Raw genomic sequence first — 19089 nt, 5'->3', positions numbered from 1 at the left:
AATTACATAGTATATACGCAATAAAAAGCAATGCCTAAGTTTTGATAGGCATTGTTTTTTAACTTAAATATGCTCATTTTTTAAATGTTTACCGGGAAGGCTGTCTAATAAATAAGGATCATGTGTAATAATAATTAGCTGTAACTTATCCATATTTCGTAACATTTGGAGTATGATTTCTTCATTTATCACATCAAGATTCGTTGTAGCCTCGTCTAGAATTAATACTTCAGGTTCAACTAATAATGCCTTCGCAATCCATAAACGTTGGAATTGTCCGCCACTTAAGGTGCTCACTTTTTTAGGTAATAAAGATTTGTCGAGTTTACACTGTTCTATGACGCTTAACATCTTATCGTCATGTTGATTTTTAGGAATATTAAAGTGTTTTAAAGGTTGTTTTAAAATCCAAGACACTGTTTTTTTAGGATCTAATGTATTGGCATTATATTGAGGCACGTATTGAATATGTTTAATCCAATCTTGATGAGATACGTGTCCAAGCATCATATCTTTATAGCTTACGATACCTTCGTAATGATCATCTAAACCTGCAATGATTTGTGCAAGCGTAGACTTACCGCTCCCACTAGACCCACTAATAATTAAATTATCAGTACCTTCAAGTTCTAAATTAAAGTTTTTAAATATCTGCTTTTCAGAAAATGATTTATTTAAGGATTTAATCTGCAACATAACGGTATCTCCTATGCGCTAATTCAATTAATTGCTGTGAGTAAGCGTGCTCGGGACGCACTAAAATATCGTTTGCTTCGCCACTTTCAATCATTTGGCCATTACGCATCACACTAATATGTGTTGCGTAATCCATAGCTAAACTTAGGTCATGCGTGATAAATAGTAATGTCATATTATGTTCTTGAACAACATGATTTAATAATTTCATTAGTTGATTTCGATTGTCAAAATCAAGTGCACTTGTCGGTTCGTCCACGATCAATAATTTAGCTTCTCTAACAATTGACATTACTAAGGCAATTCGTTGAGCCATACCACCACTCAATTGAAAAGGGTAGTCATTAAATAAATCTTCAGGATTCTTTAATCCTAAATGTCTAAATTGACGTAGAACAAATTCGTGTTGCTGTTGTCGAGACAATTGCGTATTTAATGCATCAAACAGTGCATCAAAATGTTTTCGAATACGTACATTTTGGAAGAAATTACTATTAGTATCTTGGAACATGGCATCGGTATTATTTAAATCAATAGCAATTTGACCTTGATACTTTAGATGAGGATGACGCATATTCAAAACTGTACGTGCTAATAAAGATTTACCACTGCCACTCTCTCCAACTAAACAATGAAAGCTACTCTCTGTAACAGTTAAATCTACTTGATTCAACAATGCATGATTTCCGTCATAAACGGAGACATTCTTCAAATGTAGTAAAGCATTTATTGAGTGAATCGACGATTGAGTATTTGACATATGAGCGCGAACCCTCCTAACAATATTCCTGGAAAGAAGAATAACCAAGGTGCTGAGTAAAAGTAGCTCTTACCGTCGTAGAGTATGGCACCTAATTCAGGCAATGGTGGTTTTATTCCTAATCCAATAAAAGCTAATCCTGAAATACTAAGCATTAATTTTCCAAAATCGGCAGTAATGAGTGCAGTCACGTTACGCATAAGATGTGGAATAATATGATGTACTGTCGTTTGTGTCCTTGTTAAACCACTTAATGATGCAAATTTAACGAAAGGTTGCGTTTGTACATCACGAGCCAAATTTCTGAAATAACGTAAATAGCGTCCTAACCACCCAATCATCAAGGCCAAACATAAACCTACAATTGAGTTATTAATAAAGCCTAATACGACAAGTGCGATAATAATAGATGGTAAAGCAATTAACATATCAGCAAATGCCATCAATAGTGCATCTAACCAACGACCAATTAGTGCAGCTGCTAGCCCTAATATTAGTCCCAATATTACGGTCCCAACTATAATGAGCGTCGTTAAACCAAGTGTAACCATGCTACCAACAAATAGGCGAGTGAAGAAGTCACGTCCTAAATGGTCAGTGCCTAATAGATGATGAAGGCTTGGAGGTAAAAGTGCTTCCGATTGATGAATCATGTTTGCTTTGTCATAAAGCAGAAAAGCAAGTATAACGAATATGATTGCAATAATAGGCCATATCCAATGTTTAATCTTCATAAGCTATTCGGCCTCCTGACTTTTTTGACATTCTTAGACGTGGATCACTTTTCTCAAGTAAAACATCACCGAAGAAATTGAGCACCATTATGAAGGTAATAATCATCATTAAAATGCCTAAAATAACAGGGTAGTCACGTAAATTAATACTATTGATTAATAACTTACCTAATCCAGAAATACTAAAAATGACTTCTAAGATAATCACTCGGCTAAATAAATGTATAAAATTATTAATGGTGATTGTCATGAGTGGTGCCAAAATTTCTTTTACTTGTAAATAGATACGATCTTTTAATTTAAATTGTCGTAATTGAGCTAATTGGAAAGGTTGGCCTTGTAATGTACTTTCAAAAAGATGACTGCTTAACAACAACATATGACTACCTTCTACAAGGACGAGTATGACAATTGGAAGAACAAAATATTGCCAACTATTACTTCCTACGAAAGGGAATAGATGCCATTTCACACCAAAGTAATAAATGAAAATAATTGCTAGCCAATATTCTGGTAATGATGTAACTACTTGGGCAATACGAGTTATTACGACTGACCACTTTTTTCGTGAATGATTGCCACATAAATAACCAATTACGTAACTTATAGGAAACAGTATGATAGCTGAACCGAATATTAATTTAATGGTTGGGACAATTGCCTGGGAAATACGTTCAGTTACGGGTTCACCATTACTAAAACTCGTACCAAGATCGCCTGTAAAGACATTGCCTAACCATTGGACATATCGAACTGGCAATGCCTGACTTAAACCAAGTTTATCTTGAGCCATTTTAATACGTTCAGGCGTGATTTGTGCAACACCATGTTCTTGTAAGTATTGGACGGCAGGGTTGCCAGTTGTATTTTCTAAAAGTAGAAATAATACAAATGAAATAATGATTAAATAGATGAGTAGTCTGATGAAATGTTTTACAATGTTAGTCATTTTTAGACACCTTCAACTTATCGTAATTTATTGGTGCATCAGTTTGTCCTGAGAACTCGAATTGTCTGATTTTAGGACTTGTCACAAAGGTCTCATTAGTTTATTAAATGCGCGTTGTCGGTCATGCATGTTGATCATCGTCGGAAATTGCTTAATCATAGATGTTAAGGTTGTATCGTTTGCGAATACGCCAGGGCGTGAGCCATCTTGTTTAAAACGTGCATTCAAGAAATTGTATGGCATTAGCGCATTTGTATATGTACGATAATAAATGAGATCAAAATCTTTACGCACCGTTAAAGTTTCATAGTACGTTTGTGAATCTAAAATATTAATATCGAGTTTAATTCCTACTTTTTTAAGGCCTTGCTGCATGATTTCAGCTTTCGTCTTCCATTCTGGAAATTCATCCGTTTGGAGTGCGAGTTTAAGTGAAAGTATGTGACCATCCTTTTCGAAATAACCATCATTATTCATCTTATAACCTAAAGAGCGGATTAACGATTTAGAAGTCGAAGGCGAGTAAACATGGTCAGGTTGATTGTGAGCATTAACGTATTGAACATTCTGTTGAAATAGACCCTTCAGTTTCTTATCTGACGATAGGTCGTCTGTGTTAATCGCTTTACTAATCGCCTCTCGCATTGTCTTATCTTGTAAGATTTTATGCTGTGGATTAAATCCCATAAATTGCGTTTCTGTACTTGGCGACGTATGTACAGAAAGTGCTTTGTTTCTATGAGATTCTTTCACTTGTTGTGGTGTCATCTGACCTAATGAACCACCTGTAATATCAATAGAGTGACTCTCGATCGCTAAGTGTCTTGAATCACTATCTTCTATAGATTGGAAAGTTAGATTGTAATTAAGTGGATGTCCATTGCGATAATATGTATTAGGTTGAAAACTCACAGTTTCATTTGTTGAATCTGCTACTTTGAATGGACCTGTGCCAATTGCTTTTTCAAATTTACCAGTTGTATTGCCACCTTTAACAGCGTGTGGACTCATAATGCGAAGCGGTCTAACTTGAGATAATTCATTTAATACTTGGTTTGACGGTGATTTTAACTCAATCTCAACAGTGTGTTTATCTTTTATTGTGATTGATTTTAATTTATCTAACGTTTCCATAGGGTCAGTTGTATCCGTTGCCTTCGCACGTTCAATTGAGAATTTAACAGCCGATGCATCAAAATCAGACCCATCATTGAATTTTACATTCTTCTTTAAATGAAATAGGTAGTGTTTACCGTCTTCTGAAGCTTCCCAAGATGTAACAAGACCTGGTTCAATCTTGCCATTTTTACCATAAGTTACAAGCGGTTGATAGATAGCATTGTACACAGGCATAGGCGCATCAAAGCCTTGTGCATCTAGTTGATTTGTATTAAATTCACGAGGTAGTGAGACTTTAACCTCTTTGTTGTCATTATGATGCTGAGCACAGCCACTTAACATAAGCATCGCGCACATAGAAAGTGAATAGAATATGCGCTTTTTCAATGTTTTACCTTCTTTCCATTGTATTCATCATTATTTTTTATAATAGAGTTTAGTTATTGGAAATTATTTTTCCATCAATAGACATTATTATATGATACACCCTATACAAATTCTTTGAAATGATAAATTTGTGAATAGATATGTAGAGGTTTTCCAATTTTGAAAATAAAAAAAGAGGGTGGGGACCCTCTTTTTAATGTGTTTCTCCTAGTGCAACTTTGGCGTCGTCTTCTTTAGAAATGGCTTTAATAGCGGCTGTTAAACCTTTCGCAATTGTTTCAATAGACATCGACGGTTTCTCAGGCTTATCTGTCACTTGTTCAGGGATAAATGGTACATGAATAAAACCGAATAATAACCCTGGATAAGACTTGTCAGCGAGATAACCTAATTGGTATAAGACATGGTTACAAACAAATGTGCCTGCTGTATTCGATAAGCTTGCAGGGACGCCTGCTGCTTTAATCGCTTCCGTCATCGTTTTAACAGGTAAGTTTGAGAAGTAAGCAGGTGCGCCATCTTCTTGAATGGCCACATCAATAGGCTGATTACCTTTGTTGTCAGGAATACGTGCATCGTCGATATTGATACCTACACGCTCAGGAGTAAGGTCATAACGACCTCCAGCTTGACCAATAGACAAGACCACATCGTAATTGCCATTTGCTAACTCTTTATCAATGACGTCTTTAGATTCATGAAAGACGGTTGGAATTTCTAACTTTGAAATGGTATGTTCGCCAATCGTATTCTCCAATTGCTTTACTGCCTCTAATGCAGGATTTATCTTTTCACCGCCAAATGGATCAAATGCTGTAACTAAAATTTTCATTATTCATTTCCTCCTTAGAATTATTTAAAATGCCCAGAAATACATTAGAGCGATGTGAATTACTATAAGTGCTAATGCTATAGGTGCTTGTGCTTTAATAACGCCAAATTCTTGTTTCATCTCAAGTAGTGCAACTGGTAATGTGTTGAAATTTGCTGCCATAGGTGTAAGTAATGTACCACAGAATCCACCAGTCATGGCAAGCGCACCTGCAACGATTGGATCGCCACCTTGTGCAATAACGAATGGAATACCAATACTTGCTGTTATAACAGTAAATGCTGCGAAAGCATTTCCCATAAGCATTGTAAAAAGAACCATCCCTAATATATAAGCAATTGCGCCTATTAAATGGTTGCCTTCAGGTAAAAATGAAGAGATACCTTTTGAAATGACTTGACCCACACCACTTGCAGTAAAGAGTACGCCAAGTGCAGCTAAGAATTGTGGTAATATACCAGTCGTTCCAACTTGTTGCGTTAATCGGTCACTGTCATACAATGTGTAAGATAATTTTGGCTTGATAATTAGTAGTGCTGCGATTAATCCCACAATTGATGAAATACCTAAACCGATGGCACCGCCAAGTGGAGTCCAGTTTGAAACAACTACTGCTACCACAGCTAAGACAATTGCAGGAATGAAAAGTTTATTTCCATATTTAGCAGAACCTTTTTCAACTTCTTTATCATTAACATCGATAATATTTTTTATTTTCACTTGTCTGAAAAGTGTTAACGCACCCATTGCTAAAACTAGAAGACCATTAATTGCATCTGGTATGTAAGGACCTCCTATAAATAAAATAGCTAAAATGGTCCAAAATGCTGCTGTACCTAAACTTTTAGATTTATCTTGTGAACGTAAAGCGCGATAAGCTGTATATAAAAATTGAAGTCCAATCAGTATGTAAAATATTTCTAAAATATGGTTTAAAGTTGCTTCACTCATGATTTTTCACCTCATTATTTCCATATTTTTTATTGAAGTAACGATCGAGTAAAATATTTTTAATCCAAACTAAAATAAGTGTGATGATAGCAACAGGAATTGAAGCGAGCACTAAACTCATTGCATTCACTTTGATGTCTAAAGATTGGAAAGTCCCAACCATCAATAACACACCAGCAGCACCAACAAATAAGTTTTGTCCAAAGAAATTACCATAATTTTCCATGGCAGATGCTTCGGCTTTTAGTTTTTCAATATCTTTCTCATCGATGTCTTTATCAGTAAGATTGTAACGTGTTCGAAGTGCACCTTGAACCATAGGGTTAATTAAAGGTCGAACAAATTGAGGATGACCACCGATACGTATTGATGCTACGCCAGCGATTTCACGAATAATTAAATATAAAGTAAGAAGGCGACCGGTTGTTATTTTCTTAACGTTACTAATTAGTTTAGAAGCTTGTTGCTTCAAACCAAAACGTTCAATTAAACCGACCATAGGAAGTGTAAGCATAAATAAAGTTACAAGACGTTGATCTACAAAGGCTTTTCCAAGTGTTGAAAGTACTTCAACGATATCCATACCGGCAACTAAACCAGTGACTACTGCTGCAATTAAAATAATTGCGATAGTGTCAAACTTAAGAATGAAGCCGATGATTATGATTAAAATACCAATCAATTTAATCCATTCCATAAAAGCACTCCTTAACAGTTATTCAAATTAACCTTTAATATTTAATTGATGCGATTCAGAGATATAGTTAATGTCTGTAACCATATCTAATTAATATGTAAAAGATAAGTGAATAACAGATGTAATTTTCTTAATATTAACACAACGAAAATTGCTATTAAAGTGAATTTAAAATAAATTGAATAATATTTTGAAATTGTATAGTTTGAAAAATTTAATGGAGTAATTAAACATTTAAAGAAAATGGTATTATCCTATATACATTGTTTGCGGGCATGATATAATATCTTAGGTCAGATGAGAATAATTCTCAATGGCTATTTTATTATATCAGTAAAGGAAGTGTCAGATGTGAGTTCACATCAAAGTAGGTTCGACGGTAAATTAATCATTGCAGCTAGTTTTGCAGTGTTAACATATTGGTTGTTTGCGCAATCATTTATAAATATTGGTTCTAGTCTACAAAAGACATTTGGTGCTGCAGATTCTACACTTAACCTATCTATCAGCCTTGTATCATTCGTTACAGGTATTTTCATGGTGGGTGCAGGAGATATTGCAGATAAAGTTGGAAACCTCAAGATGACAATAATAGGTCTCGTCTTTAGTATTATTGGTTGCCTTAGTCTTATTATTGTTCCTGTCACGCCATTCTTAGTTATTGGGCGCATTTTTCAAGGCCTATCAGCTGCCGTATTACTACCTTCTACAATTGGCTTAGTATCAGATAACTTTAAAGGTCAATCACTCCGTAAAGCTTATAGTTTTATGATGATTGCGACAGTTGGCGGAATAGGATTTTCTTCCTATGTCGGTGGTCTTATTTCTAGCTTTTTAAGTTGGCAATTTATTTTTGTTATTTCTATCGCTTTATCAATTATTGCGATTTTTATTTTAAGTCGTAGAAAAGAAGTGCCACGTCAAGAACGTGATCACCAGCCCTTCGATTATGTAGGCATGGTGATTTTTGGCGTAATTATCGCTTGCTTAATGCTATTGATGACTCAAGGTTTTACATATGGTTTGACAAGTCGATTCACGTTAACTGTTGCAATCGTTGGTCTCATTGCTTTAGTTGTATTTTATATTTTTGAAAAAGGCAGACCCACACCATTTATTGATTTTTCAATTGTAAAAAATCGAGCATTTCTGGGCTCAACAATCAATAATTTTGTGCTTAACACTGGGGTAGGTACCACAGTCGTCTTCAATGGTTACGCTCAAAAACAATTTGGTATGAGCGAAGCACAAACTGGTTTGGTTACAGTGCCGTATGTCTTCATGGCGATAGCGATGATACGCTTAGGTGAAAAAGCAATTCAAAAATATGGCGGTAAAAGTATGTTAATTGCAGGGCCACTATTTCCAGCAATTGGTATCATTCTAATTAGCTTCACTTTCTTATCGCCAAGTTGGTATGTAGGTATTGTAACTTTCGCATTTGTTGTATGTGCGATTGGTAATGGGTTAGTTGCTACACCTGGCTTAACGATTGCAGTATTCAACATGCCAGAAGAGAAAGTGAGCTTTGCGACAGGTTTATATAAGATGGGCGCTACACTCGGAGGAGCCTTTGGTATCGCGTTAAATACGACCGTATTTACAGTATGCCAACAATTCTATTCAGTAGAAATGTCAGCAATGATTTCATTCTTAGTCGGGGCAATTATTATGATACTTGGACTTATATCAGCATTTATTCTGATTCCTAAAAATGTTAAAGCATAATAAAAACAAGCGTGGCTTTTTAATCAGTCACGCTTGTTTGTTTATATATAATTAATTTACTTTATCGGTAGACAATCCTTGCGTAATCGGATCAAATATAACTAAATCGTCGCTATTTAATAACTCCTCAGTTAATTGTAATTCAGCAATACGATTAGAATTATAGTATTTCACATACAATGTGCGCGATGTTAAGTTGAATACAGTTTGGTACAGCGTATAGTGGAATTCATCTTCAGAAGGTCGAACTGCACCTTTAGGAATGCTTACACTATCAAGAATTCTAAACGCATCTAATACTGCATCATCACCATCGTCAGGCAACATATTACTTACAAGATAAGCTGCTCTTACATAACGTTCTGCTGACGTATAACCACCTGGTAGTCCAGAGGTACCACTTTCATTGCCGATATATAAATTTTTATAGCGTTTATATTGTGGTTTGTAAGGCGTCACATTCGCATAATTCTTCAAGTTCTCGTAATGCCAATTTAAATCAGGGCTATTTGTTAGTACACCGACTGGATTATCATGAAGGACAATGCGACCTTCTACAAACGTAATCTCTGCAGTTCGGCCTGTCGCGTCCGATACATGATAATGTAATGGCGGCGCTTCATTAATATCATTCAATGTATGTGCAACGACATTAACTTGGTCTGCTTGTTCAATAAGTTCCTCAATCGTTTTGTTGTAACCAAGTACCCATGTTAATACTTCAGTTTGTGAAATATTGATGTATCCATCGTGTATTTTATTAGCGTATGAGGCATAACCACGGTCATATTGATTAGATATTGCGAGGCCATGCTCATTTACACCGTCTCCGAAAATAAAGCCTTCCATATCAGAACCGGCACCAGTAAAACCATACGTCGTTGTACCTTTATAATCTACACGAGATTCCCAATAGTAGTGACGTGGTTGCACAGCAGGATGTCCAGTTAATGGATAGTCATAGTCCATCGTACGTCCTAAAATAACGTCACCGTTTTTAGCTTGAAACGTAAAACCTGTACACATATGTAGAAACCTCCAGTATTTAAAGTGAGAATTATTATCAATTATAAGATTTCTAATTATGCATTTCAATTTTTAAAGTTTTTCGGAAAAAGAGTCCTAAAATAAAAGTTACTATATACATACTAAAACAAATAATATAGGCCCAAGTAATACCGTAATAATCAACGATTATCGAAATAATAAAAGTTCCTAAAGCGAAGAAAATGCTGTTAAATAAATTGTTTAATATGTATGTAGAAGTTAGAATTTCTTTTGGTGTGTTGCGCTGAATCATTGAATTTAGTGAAATATAACGCATGTCTTCGAAAATGCCCATAAATAATGAAAATAACAATGCGATCATTATTGAATGGTGAAGAATAAAACTTAAATTAATAAATGCTAAAAGCAAAGGAACGTAAATAATTATTGGATAGTTTATTTGTGTGAAGAAACGATCCTTATGGTTTATCCATAGTCCTGCAATAATTGTGCCACTAAAGAAAAGGGCATTGATTAGTCCAAACCAATAATCAGGGACATGTAAATAGGTTCTTGTATAAGTAAGAATGATAGCTGCTATCCATATGGTCGTTGCGAAAGATTCAAAAATAATAGAAATGTTTAAATACAAACTCAATTTATCACGATAATTATCACGAATAACAGCTTTAAAACTACTAAAAATATTTGCCTTCTCATTTTTGTAAATTTGACGTTCTGAAAGGCGTAAAATAAAAAAATAACTTATCATTTCAAGTACTAGCGCAAATAAAAATAAGTATTTCGCACCTATAAGACTCATTAAAATGCCGCCTAATGCCCACGTAGAAAGTTGAACAACACTACTCATCATATTCATTAAAGCGTTAGCAGATGTAATCGCATCTTTATTCTCAATAAAAGGAATCATTGAGTTCTTAATTGGGTTTGTAAAACCATCAAAAATAGCATTAAGAAAAAGTAAAACAAAAATAAAAATGGGAGATATGCCAAATATTAATAAACCAGCGATACTTGCTAAACTTACTAATTTAAGACCTTGAAATATAGATAAGACTTGCTTTTGCGTAAAATATTGATAAATATAATTGGAAATAAAACTACTCATAAAAATGCCAGATGTAAAGATAATGGGAATCATCGAGGCAGCGGTCGTTTTAGATGTGATATTAAAAACAATAGCAATAAGACCAACAATTGTTAAAATATCACCAGTGTTAGCAAACAATTGACTATAAAACAGATGAAAGTAGTCTTTACTATGTTTTCTCATATTGCCACACCTCAATAAAACTTGTGATTTTACACTATTATAGCATTAGGTAGTCATAAAAAATATCCCTTATGAGCTAATTAAATCTCATAAGGGATATGATTTAGATATTAAGCATGTGCATGTTCTGGAACGTCTTTAAAGTTTTCTAAACGACGATTCCATTCTTCATCGCTAATGTTGTTTTTAGCTACATAACGGTTACGTTCATGTTTGGCACAGTCATATGAACAAGCACCAAGATATTTGTCTTCATTTTCTTCTGAAACAAGAATTTGCTTGTTACATTCAGGATTTGAACAGTTAATATATCGTTCGCAAGGTGTACCGTCAAAGTGTTCTTTACCGATAACTGTTTTCTCAACTTGGTTAACGTCAACGCTAATACGTTCATCGAAGACGTACATTTTACCGTCCCAATATTGACCTTTAGTTTCAGGGTCTTTACCGTAAGTTGCGATACCACCGTGTAGTTGTCCTACATTTTCGAAGCCTTCTTTAACTAACCAACCAGAGAATTTTTCGCAACGAATACCACCTGTACAATAAGTTACGATGTTTTTACCATCTAATTGATCTTTGTTCTCACGAATCCAGTCTGGTAAGTCTCTGAAACGTGTGATATCAGGGCGAATGGCACCACGAAAGTGACCTAAATCAAATTCATAGTCATTACGAGCATCTAAGATGACAGTATCTTCATCTTCTAGTGCTTCTTTAAATTCGCTAGGTGAATAATATTTACCAGTTGTAACACGTGGATCAACATCGTCTTCTAAACCTAAAGCAACGATTTCATTTCTTGGACGTACGTGCATTTTTTTGAAGGCATGGCCTTCAGCTTCATCAATTTTGAACGTCATATCTGCGAAACGCTCATCTGAATGCATATGTTCGATATATTTATCAGTATCTTCTTTCGTACCTGATAATGTACCATTGATACCTTCTGTAGAAACTAAAATTCTACCTTTTAAATTGTTTGATTTGCAGAATTCTAAGTGCTCAGCTGCAAATGTTTCAGGGTCATCAATTGTTGTGTATTTGTAATATAATAACACTCTATAATCCATTTTCTAATTCTCCTCTAAAAATTTATTTATCGTAAAGGCAAGCCGTATCATTTAGTTATTCATTAATTTATCTTTTTATAAAAATCAACATTATATTATTTTACCAAATTTACAATAACTTTCAATATTTCGGTTTTGAAAATAGGGCAACAGACCTATGTTAGAAGTACAATTACTTTTTGAAAACGATTACATGTAGTACGATAAGTAGAAAGTGAAGTAAAGGATTATAATGAATTAAGATTATACTTTTCGAAAAGGGAGGAATTGTTAATTATGACAAATCAATCTTTACCAAAATTAACATATACTGGGGCATCAAAAAGTGCAGTACCTATTATTTCTGAAAGCGAATTACAAACGGTAACGGCAGAACCTTGGTTAAAAATTTCAGATGAAGGACTTCAACTTGAAGGTCTTATCTTTGATAGAGATCATAATTTATTTTTATGTGAAGTGTTTGGTGGTAAAATCTTTAAAGTCGACATAGACACAAAAGAGGTCTCAACAGCGTTTCAATCAACAAAACAAAATCCAGCTGCAGTTAAAATACATAAAGATGGACGTTTATTCACTTGTTATTTAGGCGATTTCGAGTCAACAGGTGGTATCTTCGCCACAAATGAACATGGTGAACAATTTGAAGAAATCATTTCGGAACTCAACACTGAATATTGTATTGATGACATGGTCTTTGATAGTAAAGGTGGTTTCTATTTCACTGATTTCAGAGGTTATTCTACAAATCCTAAAGGTGGCGTCTACTATGTTTCGCCTGACTTCAAGACAGTGACCCCAGTCATTCAGAATATTTCAGTAGCGAATGGTGTAGCTTTAAGTACGGATGAAAAAGTACTATGGGTTACAGAAACGACGACAAACCGACTTCATCGTATTCAATTAGAGGACGATGGCGTGACAATTGCACCGTTTGGCGCAACGATTCCATATTACTTTACTGGCCATGAAGGACCAGACTCAGTATGTATTGATAGCGATGATAATTTATACGTAGCAATGTATGGACAAGGGCGTGTTCTAGTTTTCAACAAACGTGGCTATCCTATTGGTCAAATCTTAATGCCAGGGCGTGATGAAGGTAAAATGTTACGTTCAACACATCCACAATTTATTCCTGGAACAAATCAATTGCTCATTTGTACCAATGACATTGAGAATGGCTCAGAAGGTGGTTCAATGATTTATACCGTTGAAGCTTTTGCGAAAGGTCATGAAAGCTATCAATTTCAGTAAGTAATAAAGAAATAAGCGACATCGTCTAACACACCATAAAACCCCTCACTATCCACCTAGTGAGGGGTTTGGTGTTGCCAATGGAATTAATTTATGAATGTATTATATCACTATTAGTAACTTATTGCAAGTTTAATTCGTCTAGCATAAATGATTACTAAGTAATGCTTATTTTCTAATCCAATGAAACTTTTTCGAATATCCAGTATACTGTAATAGAATAATAAGACATCCGCATAAGTATGAAAGGAGTATATGATGAAAGACAATTGGATGAAATATAAAGATGACAGTCTTGTAGCATCATTCTATGATAGCCAGACCACGACGTTTCAAGAACAAGGATTTGAAACTGAATTAGCATTTGGTACTGCAGGTATTCGTGGCCAGTTTGGACTTGGTCCAGGTCGTTTAAATCGCTATACCATACAACGTCTGGCATTAGGAATTGCTAATTACTTAAAAGATAAAGAAGATAATCCTTCAATTGTCATTCACTATGATATTCGTCATTTATCTTCAGAATTCGCGCATATTATTACGCAAATTTTGACTTCGAATGGCATCAAAGTTTATCTGGCAGATGTATATAAAACAACGCCACAACTATCTTTTGCTGTCCGATACTTGCAAACATCTGCCGGTATCATGATTACAGCAAGTCATAACCCTAAAGATTATAACGGCATTAAAGTTTATGGTGCAGATGGTGCGCAATTAGATGAGGGTACTTCATTAGAAGTTGCTCAATATATCAATAACTTAGGTAATCCACTTAAGTTGAATATTAACTTAAATCAAGAACTTATTGAGAAGAACACCTTTGATTTACCAGAAGCGGTTTATGATAGTTACATAAATGAACTTACAAATCTTACAGGTGATATTCCACAATCTGATTTGAAGGTCGTATATACAAGTTTGCATGGTACTGGTGTGCCGATTATTCCTGATGTTTTAAAGCATCTTAATTTTCAGAATGTAAGTTTAGTCAAATCGCAATGTGAGCTAGATCCAAATTTCAGTTCCGTTAAAAGTGCGAACCCCGAAGAGCGAGAAGCCTTTGATTTAGCAATTCAACAGGCACACGATATCGACGCTAATTTAATTATTGCAACAGATCCTGACGTCGATCGCATGGGATTTGTAGAACGAAATGAAGATGGTCAAATATACTACTTTGGTGGCAGTGAAATCGGCGCATTACTCATTAAATATCTGCTCGAATACACGAATGTGCCGAATCATTCGGTTGTCATTCAATCTATTGTAAGTGGCGAGTTAGGTAAACGACTTGCACAACAATATGGTGTGACGGTGAAGGAAGTCTTAATCGGCTTTAAACACATTGCTAAAGCCATTCGTGAGTTAGATGATACAGAATCATTTTTATTTGCCTATGAAGAAAGCTATGGTTACTTAGCTGACGACTTCGTGCGAGACAAAGATGCCATTCAAATCGTTCCATTAATCATTAAGTATACTTCTATTTTGAAAAATGAAGGAAAAACACTGCACGACGCATTAAAAGAGATTCATAGAGAAGTAGGACAATATCGGGATAAACCGATGTCTAAAGTCTTTGAAGGTAGAGAAGGACAACAGCAAATAAACGCTTTAATGGATAAATTAAGACGTAATATTCCTGATGTCATTGCAGGATTAAAAGTCATTGCAGTAGAAGATTACGAGACATTGAAACGCAATTATAAAGAAGACAACACGGAAGAAGCAATATCATTACCACAAGCGAATGTGATTCGAATACTCTTTAAAGAAGGGTTTATTGCCTTAAGACCATCAGGCACAGAGCCTAAACTGAAATTCTATCTGTCACTCAACGTCGATAACTTCGAACAAGTATCACAAGACATATATAATTATATATTTGGCGATACCGAATAGCATGATGAAAAAGCATTTATATGCAAGTAAGTAGTATTAAATATAATCACATCTCAATCGTTCATTTTCAAAATTAAAGAATAATATAAAACAGCTTATAGTACACATCACAAAGTGCACCATAAGCTGTTTTCTTAATTAATATTTTCTTAAAAAGTCTATTTGTCGATTATATAACTTATTATGAATTAATATTGAAAAGCTTATTCGTTTTAGCGATTGTAGTTAATGTAAGTATGAAATTTCTCGCGAAAAGAAGAAACAAATAATTTAATACTGAATAAAATTAATTTCATGTAAAAATTCCGTTAAGTTAGAAATGATGTGTTATGCATAGTATAAAAATGTTATATAATATTTAGTGATCGGCATAAAATTACTTTCTTACATAAAGGAGCCAATACATGATTAAAAAATATTTGTTGAGTGTATTCACTGTTTTAATAGCCATTGTTTTATGTGCTTGTCAATCGACATCGCAAACGCATGAGAAAAAAGCTAAAGAAGAAACGCATAATAAAGAAGAGAATATTTATGCGAAAAAGCGTAGTTCTGGTCAAAATGATTGGGTTGAATATAAGGGTGATGTAGCACATATCTTCTTCCATCCTTTAATTACGGATCCTAAAGTGGCGTTTACTGGTGAAGCGAATCAAGCCAAAGGCAATAATGATTGGATGATTACCGTTGAAGAATTTAAACGCTCACTTGATGAATTATATAAGCATCATTACATATTGATTGATCCACATGATGCATATGATTTCAATTCTAAACCTATTAAAAAGAAATCACTTAAGTTGCCTAAAGGAAAGAAACCGTTAATCTTATCAATAGATGATATGAATTATTATGAATATATGAGAGGAAATGGTTATGCAGATCGTTTAGTATTAGACAAATATAATCATGTTGTATCTCAAACGAAAGGCAAAGATGGTAAGTTTACTCAAAGTGAATCGAATGATATTGTTCCGATTCTAAATCGTTTCGTAAAAGAACATCCAGATTTTTCATTGAATGGACAAAAAGGTGTAGTTGGTTTAACTGGATACAATGGGGTACTCGGATATCGCACGAATGAGTTGGATAGTAAAGACTACTCTAAGCGTAAAGAACAAGCGATAAAAGTTGCAAATGCAATGAAACGCGATGGTTGGACATTCGCAAGTCATTCTTGGGGGCACATTGATTTTGCAAATAGTTCATATGATCGTATTGTGAAGGATACAGAACGTTGGAAGAAAGAAGTAACGCCAATTATTGGCAAAACGGATTTATTTATTTTCCCTCATGGTGCGCAAGATAGAGGTTCAGCAGGCTATCAGTACCTAGAGAATAAAGCAGGATTTAAATTCTTAGCTGGGGTAGGTCCGAATAATTTTACTGATATTGGTGAAGATAGCGTTTATCAAGACCGTGTTGCTATCGATGGTTTGAATCTATATGACTTTAAATACAAGTTGAAACCATTTGTAGATCCAGACAAAGTTTATAGCAAAGAAGATCGTAGTTATTTTAAAGGTGAGAAAGTTTATAAATAATTAGTCGAACTCTGAGAATTGCATTATGGTAGTTCTCAGAGTTTCAATTTTTCATTAAAAGCAGGCAAAGTTTGATTGATATCAAAAATGTATAGTAAGTAACAACAATATATTTAAGTGGTTATGATTTTGAATGTAGTTGTATTATTCCTATAATATTGTTATAAAAAGTATTGTGCAATATTATTAATATTAAAAAAAGTAGGGGATATTTTGTTTGGTAAATTTGTAAAAGGAATAGGTATTATCACTACGATTTCGTTATTACATACTTCGATAAGTGATGCGAGTGAATCGCCAGTAACTATTGCTAATAAAGAAAAGAATAGTAGTATTAGTACGAAATATCAGCCTAGTGGTGTCATGCTTACTACTGATCAAGGGCAAATTCTATATAATTACCGGGGAAATAATCAGGTTGACCCTGCTTCTATGTCTAAAATGATGACCTTATATTTAACTTATGAAGCGATTGAGAATGGGAAGTTAAAGCTCAATGACAAAGTGAAAATTACAAATAAGTATGCTACCATGTCCAACCTACCAAACCTATCATCAGTATCATTGAAACAAGGTCAAACGTATACTATTGAAGAATTAATTAAACAAACCACTTTAGCATCAAGTAATGCCGCAGCAATGATATTAGGTGAGAAAGTAAGTGGCGATAATAATACATTTACTAATAAAATGAATCAACAAGCTAAATCGTTTAATATGACTAATACAAACTTTGTCAATCCAGCAGGTGCGCAAAATAGTTTGTTAGATCAATATGCACCTTCAAAATTTAAAAAACAAGATTTCCCTAAAAGTACCGCTAAAGATATGAACCTTCTAATGCAAGCGTTAATTAAGAAGTATCCTCAGATATTACAAATATCTAAGTTGCCACGGGATACTCAAAGAGGAAATACTTTTAAAAGTACGAATCTATCTTTAAAAGGACAACCACTATATTTACCTGGTACAGATGGCTTAAAGACAGGTACAAGTAATAAAGGCTATAATATTGCACTGACAAATAAGCAAGATCAATTACGTCTAAATGAAACAATAATGAATGTGAAACCCTTTGGTGATGTAAATGCGAAGTACAATAGAAATAGAATAGGTAATCAAATCATTAAACAATATCGTCAAAAATATGAATATAAGAAAGTGTTAACTGAAGGAGACCATGAGATAGATGGCAACAAATATCATGTAAAAAAAGATTTATATGATGTAGTACCTAAAGATAAATCTAAATGGCATCTGGCTATCAATAGTAAAGGCAAAGTTTATGTTCATTATTATAGGGACTTCTTACCAGGCAGTCATTATCCACGTGTAGCTGCTGATAAAAAATGGAAATGGTTCTAAATCAATAAATTAAATTAGAAAAAATGTCGCTAAGTTTTCATCTTGGCGATATTTTTCAAATAATGAATATCTTTAATAAAGGCGTTTTAGCTCAGTTTCTTCAAATGTACTTCTCTTGCGCCACATATCATATTAACAATTTCTTTAGTCACTTTATCAATCGATTGCTGTTGTCCATGTTGAATCCAATTCGTGATGACGCTCAAAATACCTCCAGTTAAAAATTCTCCATATATTGTTACATCTACATAAAATTGACCACTCTGTCGATCAAATTCAATTTGCTTTTGAACTGCTTTATAGATTTGTTCATAAAAAATAGTATAAACTTCGCCGTAAAAATTGAGTGTTATAACGCTACGGACAATGTCTTTATTATCGTGAATAAATGTCAAAACATCTCTCATCAATTTCTCAAAAAATTGTCGTGGGTTGTCGGGATTAATGTCGGGTAAATATAGCTCTCTAAAATGATCAATCAACGTGCCGACAACATGATTTAACAAGTCATACTTATCATTAAAATGACGATAAAAGGTTGATCGTCGTACATTTGCTTTTGCACATAAGTCTTGAACCGTTATTTGTTCAAAAGATTTAGTTTGTAGTAAATCAGAAAATGAAGTAATTAGGGCTTGATGTGTTTTTTGGACGCGTAAATCTTGTTTGTTCAACTTAATCACTCCTCATATCGGACAGTTTGAATAAAATGTCGCTTATGTTACAAACACACATAAGTGACGCACAATTCTTGCCCCTCGTCATTTTATAATACTATCGAAGGGTAGATTAATTTCTTTAAGATTACTTATAG

The 19089-nt window shown here is 34.2% G+C and carries 16 protein-coding genes and 1 pseudogene; 5 read left to right on the top strand and 12 right to left on the bottom strand.

What is annotated here, in order from left to right; genetic code table 11:
* Window positions 1-63: 63 nt before the first annotated feature.
* The 8 genes and pseudogenes from AC1RRU_RS02725 to AC1RRU_RS02690 form a co-directional block, all read right to left on the bottom strand.
* Window positions 64-696, bottom strand: coding sequence for an ATP-binding cassette domain-containing protein (locus AC1RRU_RS02725; RefSeq protein ID WP_046464859.1), 633 nt, complete (start codon window positions 694-696; stop codon window positions 64-66).
* Window positions 683-1456, bottom strand: coding sequence for an ATP-binding cassette domain-containing protein (locus tag AC1RRU_RS02720; protein ID WP_046464860.1), 774 nt, complete (start codon window positions 1454-1456; stop codon window positions 683-685). Before AC1RRU_RS02720 ends, AC1RRU_RS02725 begins: the two co-directional genes overlap by 14 nt.
* Entirely contained in the window at window positions 1423-2190 is a 768-nt protein-coding gene (locus AC1RRU_RS02715; RefSeq protein ID WP_046464861.1) for an ABC transporter permease, read from the bottom strand. The genes AC1RRU_RS02720 and AC1RRU_RS02715 overlap by 34 nt, the downstream gene beginning before the upstream one ends.
* Window positions 2180-3139, bottom strand: a complete 960-nt coding sequence (locus AC1RRU_RS02710) for an ABC transporter permease (protein WP_033079789.1) — start codon at window positions 3137-3139, stop codon at window positions 2180-2182. The genes AC1RRU_RS02715 and AC1RRU_RS02710 overlap by 11 nt, the downstream gene beginning before the upstream one ends.
* Window positions 3132-4645 (bottom strand): annotated as a pseudogene (locus tag AC1RRU_RS02705) (ABC transporter substrate-binding protein). The gene AC1RRU_RS02710 and the pseudogene AC1RRU_RS02705 overlap by 8 nt, the downstream one beginning before the upstream one ends.
* Before the next feature lie 193 nt (window positions 4646-4838).
* Window positions 4839-5477 (bottom strand): pyroglutamyl-peptidase I, encoded by a 639-nt coding sequence (gene pcp, locus AC1RRU_RS02700; RefSeq protein ID WP_011274622.1) that lies wholly within the window; start codon window positions 5475-5477, stop codon window positions 4839-4841.
* 24 nt (window positions 5478-5501) lie between these two features.
* Window positions 5502-6428, bottom strand: coding sequence for a DUF979 domain-containing protein (locus tag AC1RRU_RS02695; protein WP_011274623.1), 927 nt, complete (start codon window positions 6426-6428; stop codon window positions 5502-5504).
* Window positions 6421-7125 (bottom strand): DUF969 domain-containing protein, encoded by a 705-nt coding sequence (locus AC1RRU_RS02690; RefSeq protein ID WP_011274624.1) that lies wholly within the window; start codon window positions 7123-7125, stop codon window positions 6421-6423. Before AC1RRU_RS02690 ends, AC1RRU_RS02695 begins: the two co-directional genes overlap by 8 nt.
* A 351-nt stretch (window positions 7126-7476) precedes the next feature.
* On the opposite strand from AC1RRU_RS02690, the gene AC1RRU_RS02685 reads away from it, so the two are divergent.
* Entirely contained in the window at window positions 7477-8853 is a 1377-nt protein-coding gene (locus AC1RRU_RS02685) for an MFS transporter (RefSeq protein WP_037537549.1), read from the top strand.
* Window positions 8854-8904: 51 nt separating this feature from the next.
* Here AC1RRU_RS02685 and AC1RRU_RS02680 read toward each other — a convergent pair whose 3' ends face one another.
* The 3 genes from AC1RRU_RS02680 to trhO all read right to left on the bottom strand — a co-directional run bounded on the left by AC1RRU_RS02680 (window position 8905) and on the right by trhO (window position 12207).
* A complete protein-coding gene (locus AC1RRU_RS02680) occupies window positions 8905-9879 on the bottom strand; it encodes a choloylglycine hydrolase family protein (protein ID WP_037537551.1) in 975 nt (324 codons plus the stop codon).
* A gap of 52 nt (window positions 9880-9931) precedes the next feature.
* A complete protein-coding gene (locus AC1RRU_RS02675) occupies window positions 9932-11134 on the bottom strand; it encodes an MFS transporter (protein ID WP_033079785.1) in 1203 nt (400 codons plus the stop codon).
* Window positions 11135-11244: 110 nt separating this feature from the next.
* Window positions 11245-12207 (bottom strand): oxygen-dependent tRNA uridine(34) hydroxylase TrhO, encoded by a 963-nt coding sequence (gene trhO, locus AC1RRU_RS02670; protein ID WP_011274628.1) that lies wholly within the window; start codon window positions 12205-12207, stop codon window positions 11245-11247.
* A 276-nt stretch (window positions 12208-12483) separates the two neighbouring features.
* Between trhO and AC1RRU_RS02665 the strand changes: the two genes are divergently transcribed.
* From AC1RRU_RS02665 to pbp4, 4 genes are all read left to right on the top strand, one after another.
* Entirely contained in the window at window positions 12484-13461 is a 978-nt protein-coding gene (locus AC1RRU_RS02665; RefSeq protein WP_033079784.1) for an SMP-30/gluconolactonase/LRE family protein, read from the top strand.
* 258 nt (window positions 13462-13719) lie between these two features.
* Window positions 13720-15366, top strand: coding sequence for a phospho-sugar mutase (locus tag AC1RRU_RS02660; protein ID WP_046464866.1), 1647 nt, complete (start codon window positions 13720-13722; stop codon window positions 15364-15366).
* A 404-nt stretch (window positions 15367-15770) separates the two neighbouring features.
* On the top strand, window positions 15771-16910 hold the full coding sequence (locus tag AC1RRU_RS02655; protein ID WP_046464867.1) for a polysaccharide deacetylase family protein: 1140 nt from the start codon (window positions 15771-15773) through the stop codon (window positions 16908-16910).
* A gap of 213 nt (window positions 16911-17123) precedes the next feature.
* Window positions 17124-18275: a penicillin-binding protein PBP4 gene (gene pbp4 / locus AC1RRU_RS02650; protein WP_046464868.1), complete on the top strand. Its 1152-nt coding sequence runs from the start codon at window positions 17124-17126 to the stop codon at window positions 18273-18275.
* 86 nt (window positions 18276-18361) lie between these two features.
* Here the strand turns inward: pbp4 and AC1RRU_RS02645 are convergent, their stop codons facing one another.
* Entirely contained in the window at window positions 18362-18949 is a 588-nt protein-coding gene (locus AC1RRU_RS02645) for a TetR/AcrR family transcriptional regulator (protein ID WP_011274633.1), read from the bottom strand.
* Window positions 18950-19089: the final 140 nt, after the last annotated feature.

It is taken from the genome of Staphylococcus sp. GW821-FHT11H10 (genome assembly GCF_058807855.1).
This window is presented reverse-complemented; position numbering and strand designations above follow the sequence as displayed.

Excerpts from the sequence above, each read along its gene's own strand:
- AC1RRU_RS02725 (WP_046464859.1), bottom strand. The coding sequence starts at position 696 with ATGTTGCAGATTAAATCCTTAAATAAATCATTTTCTGAAAAGCAGATA.
- AC1RRU_RS02720 (WP_046464860.1), bottom strand. The coding sequence starts at position 1,456 with ATGTCAAATACTCAATCGTCGATTCACTCAATAAATGCTTTACTACAT.
- AC1RRU_RS02715 (WP_046464861.1), bottom strand. The coding sequence starts at position 2,190 with ATGAAGATTAAACATTGGATATGGCCTATTATTGCAATCATATTCGTT.
- AC1RRU_RS02710 (WP_033079789.1), bottom strand. The coding sequence starts at position 3,139 with ATGACTAACATTGTAAAACATTTCATCAGACTACTCATCTATTTAATC.
- pcp (WP_011274622.1), bottom strand. The coding sequence starts at position 5,477 with ATGAAAATTTTAGTTACAGCATTTGATCCATTTGGCGGTGAAAAGATA.
- AC1RRU_RS02695 (WP_011274623.1), bottom strand. The coding sequence starts at position 6,428 with ATGAGTGAAGCAACTTTAAACCATATTTTAGAAATATTTTACATACTG.
- AC1RRU_RS02690 (WP_011274624.1), bottom strand. The coding sequence starts at position 7,125 with ATGGAATGGATTAAATTGATTGGTATTTTAATCATAATCATCGGCTTC.
- AC1RRU_RS02680 (WP_037537551.1), bottom strand. The coding sequence starts at position 9,879 with ATGTGTACAGGTTTTACGTTTCAAGCTAAAAACGGTGACGTTATTTTA.
- AC1RRU_RS02675 (WP_033079785.1), bottom strand. The coding sequence starts at position 11,134 with ATGAGAAAACATAGTAAAGACTACTTTCATCTGTTTTATAGTCAATTG.
- trhO (WP_011274628.1), bottom strand. The coding sequence starts at position 12,207 with ATGGATTATAGAGTGTTATTATATTACAAATACACAACAATTGATGAC.
- AC1RRU_RS02665 (WP_033079784.1), top strand. The coding sequence starts at position 12,484 with ATGACAAATCAATCTTTACCAAAATTAACATATACTGGGGCATCAAAA.
- AC1RRU_RS02660 (WP_046464866.1), top strand. The coding sequence starts at position 13,720 with ATGAAAGACAATTGGATGAAATATAAAGATGACAGTCTTGTAGCATCA.
- AC1RRU_RS02655 (WP_046464867.1), top strand. The coding sequence starts at position 15,771 with ATGATTAAAAAATATTTGTTGAGTGTATTCACTGTTTTAATAGCCATT.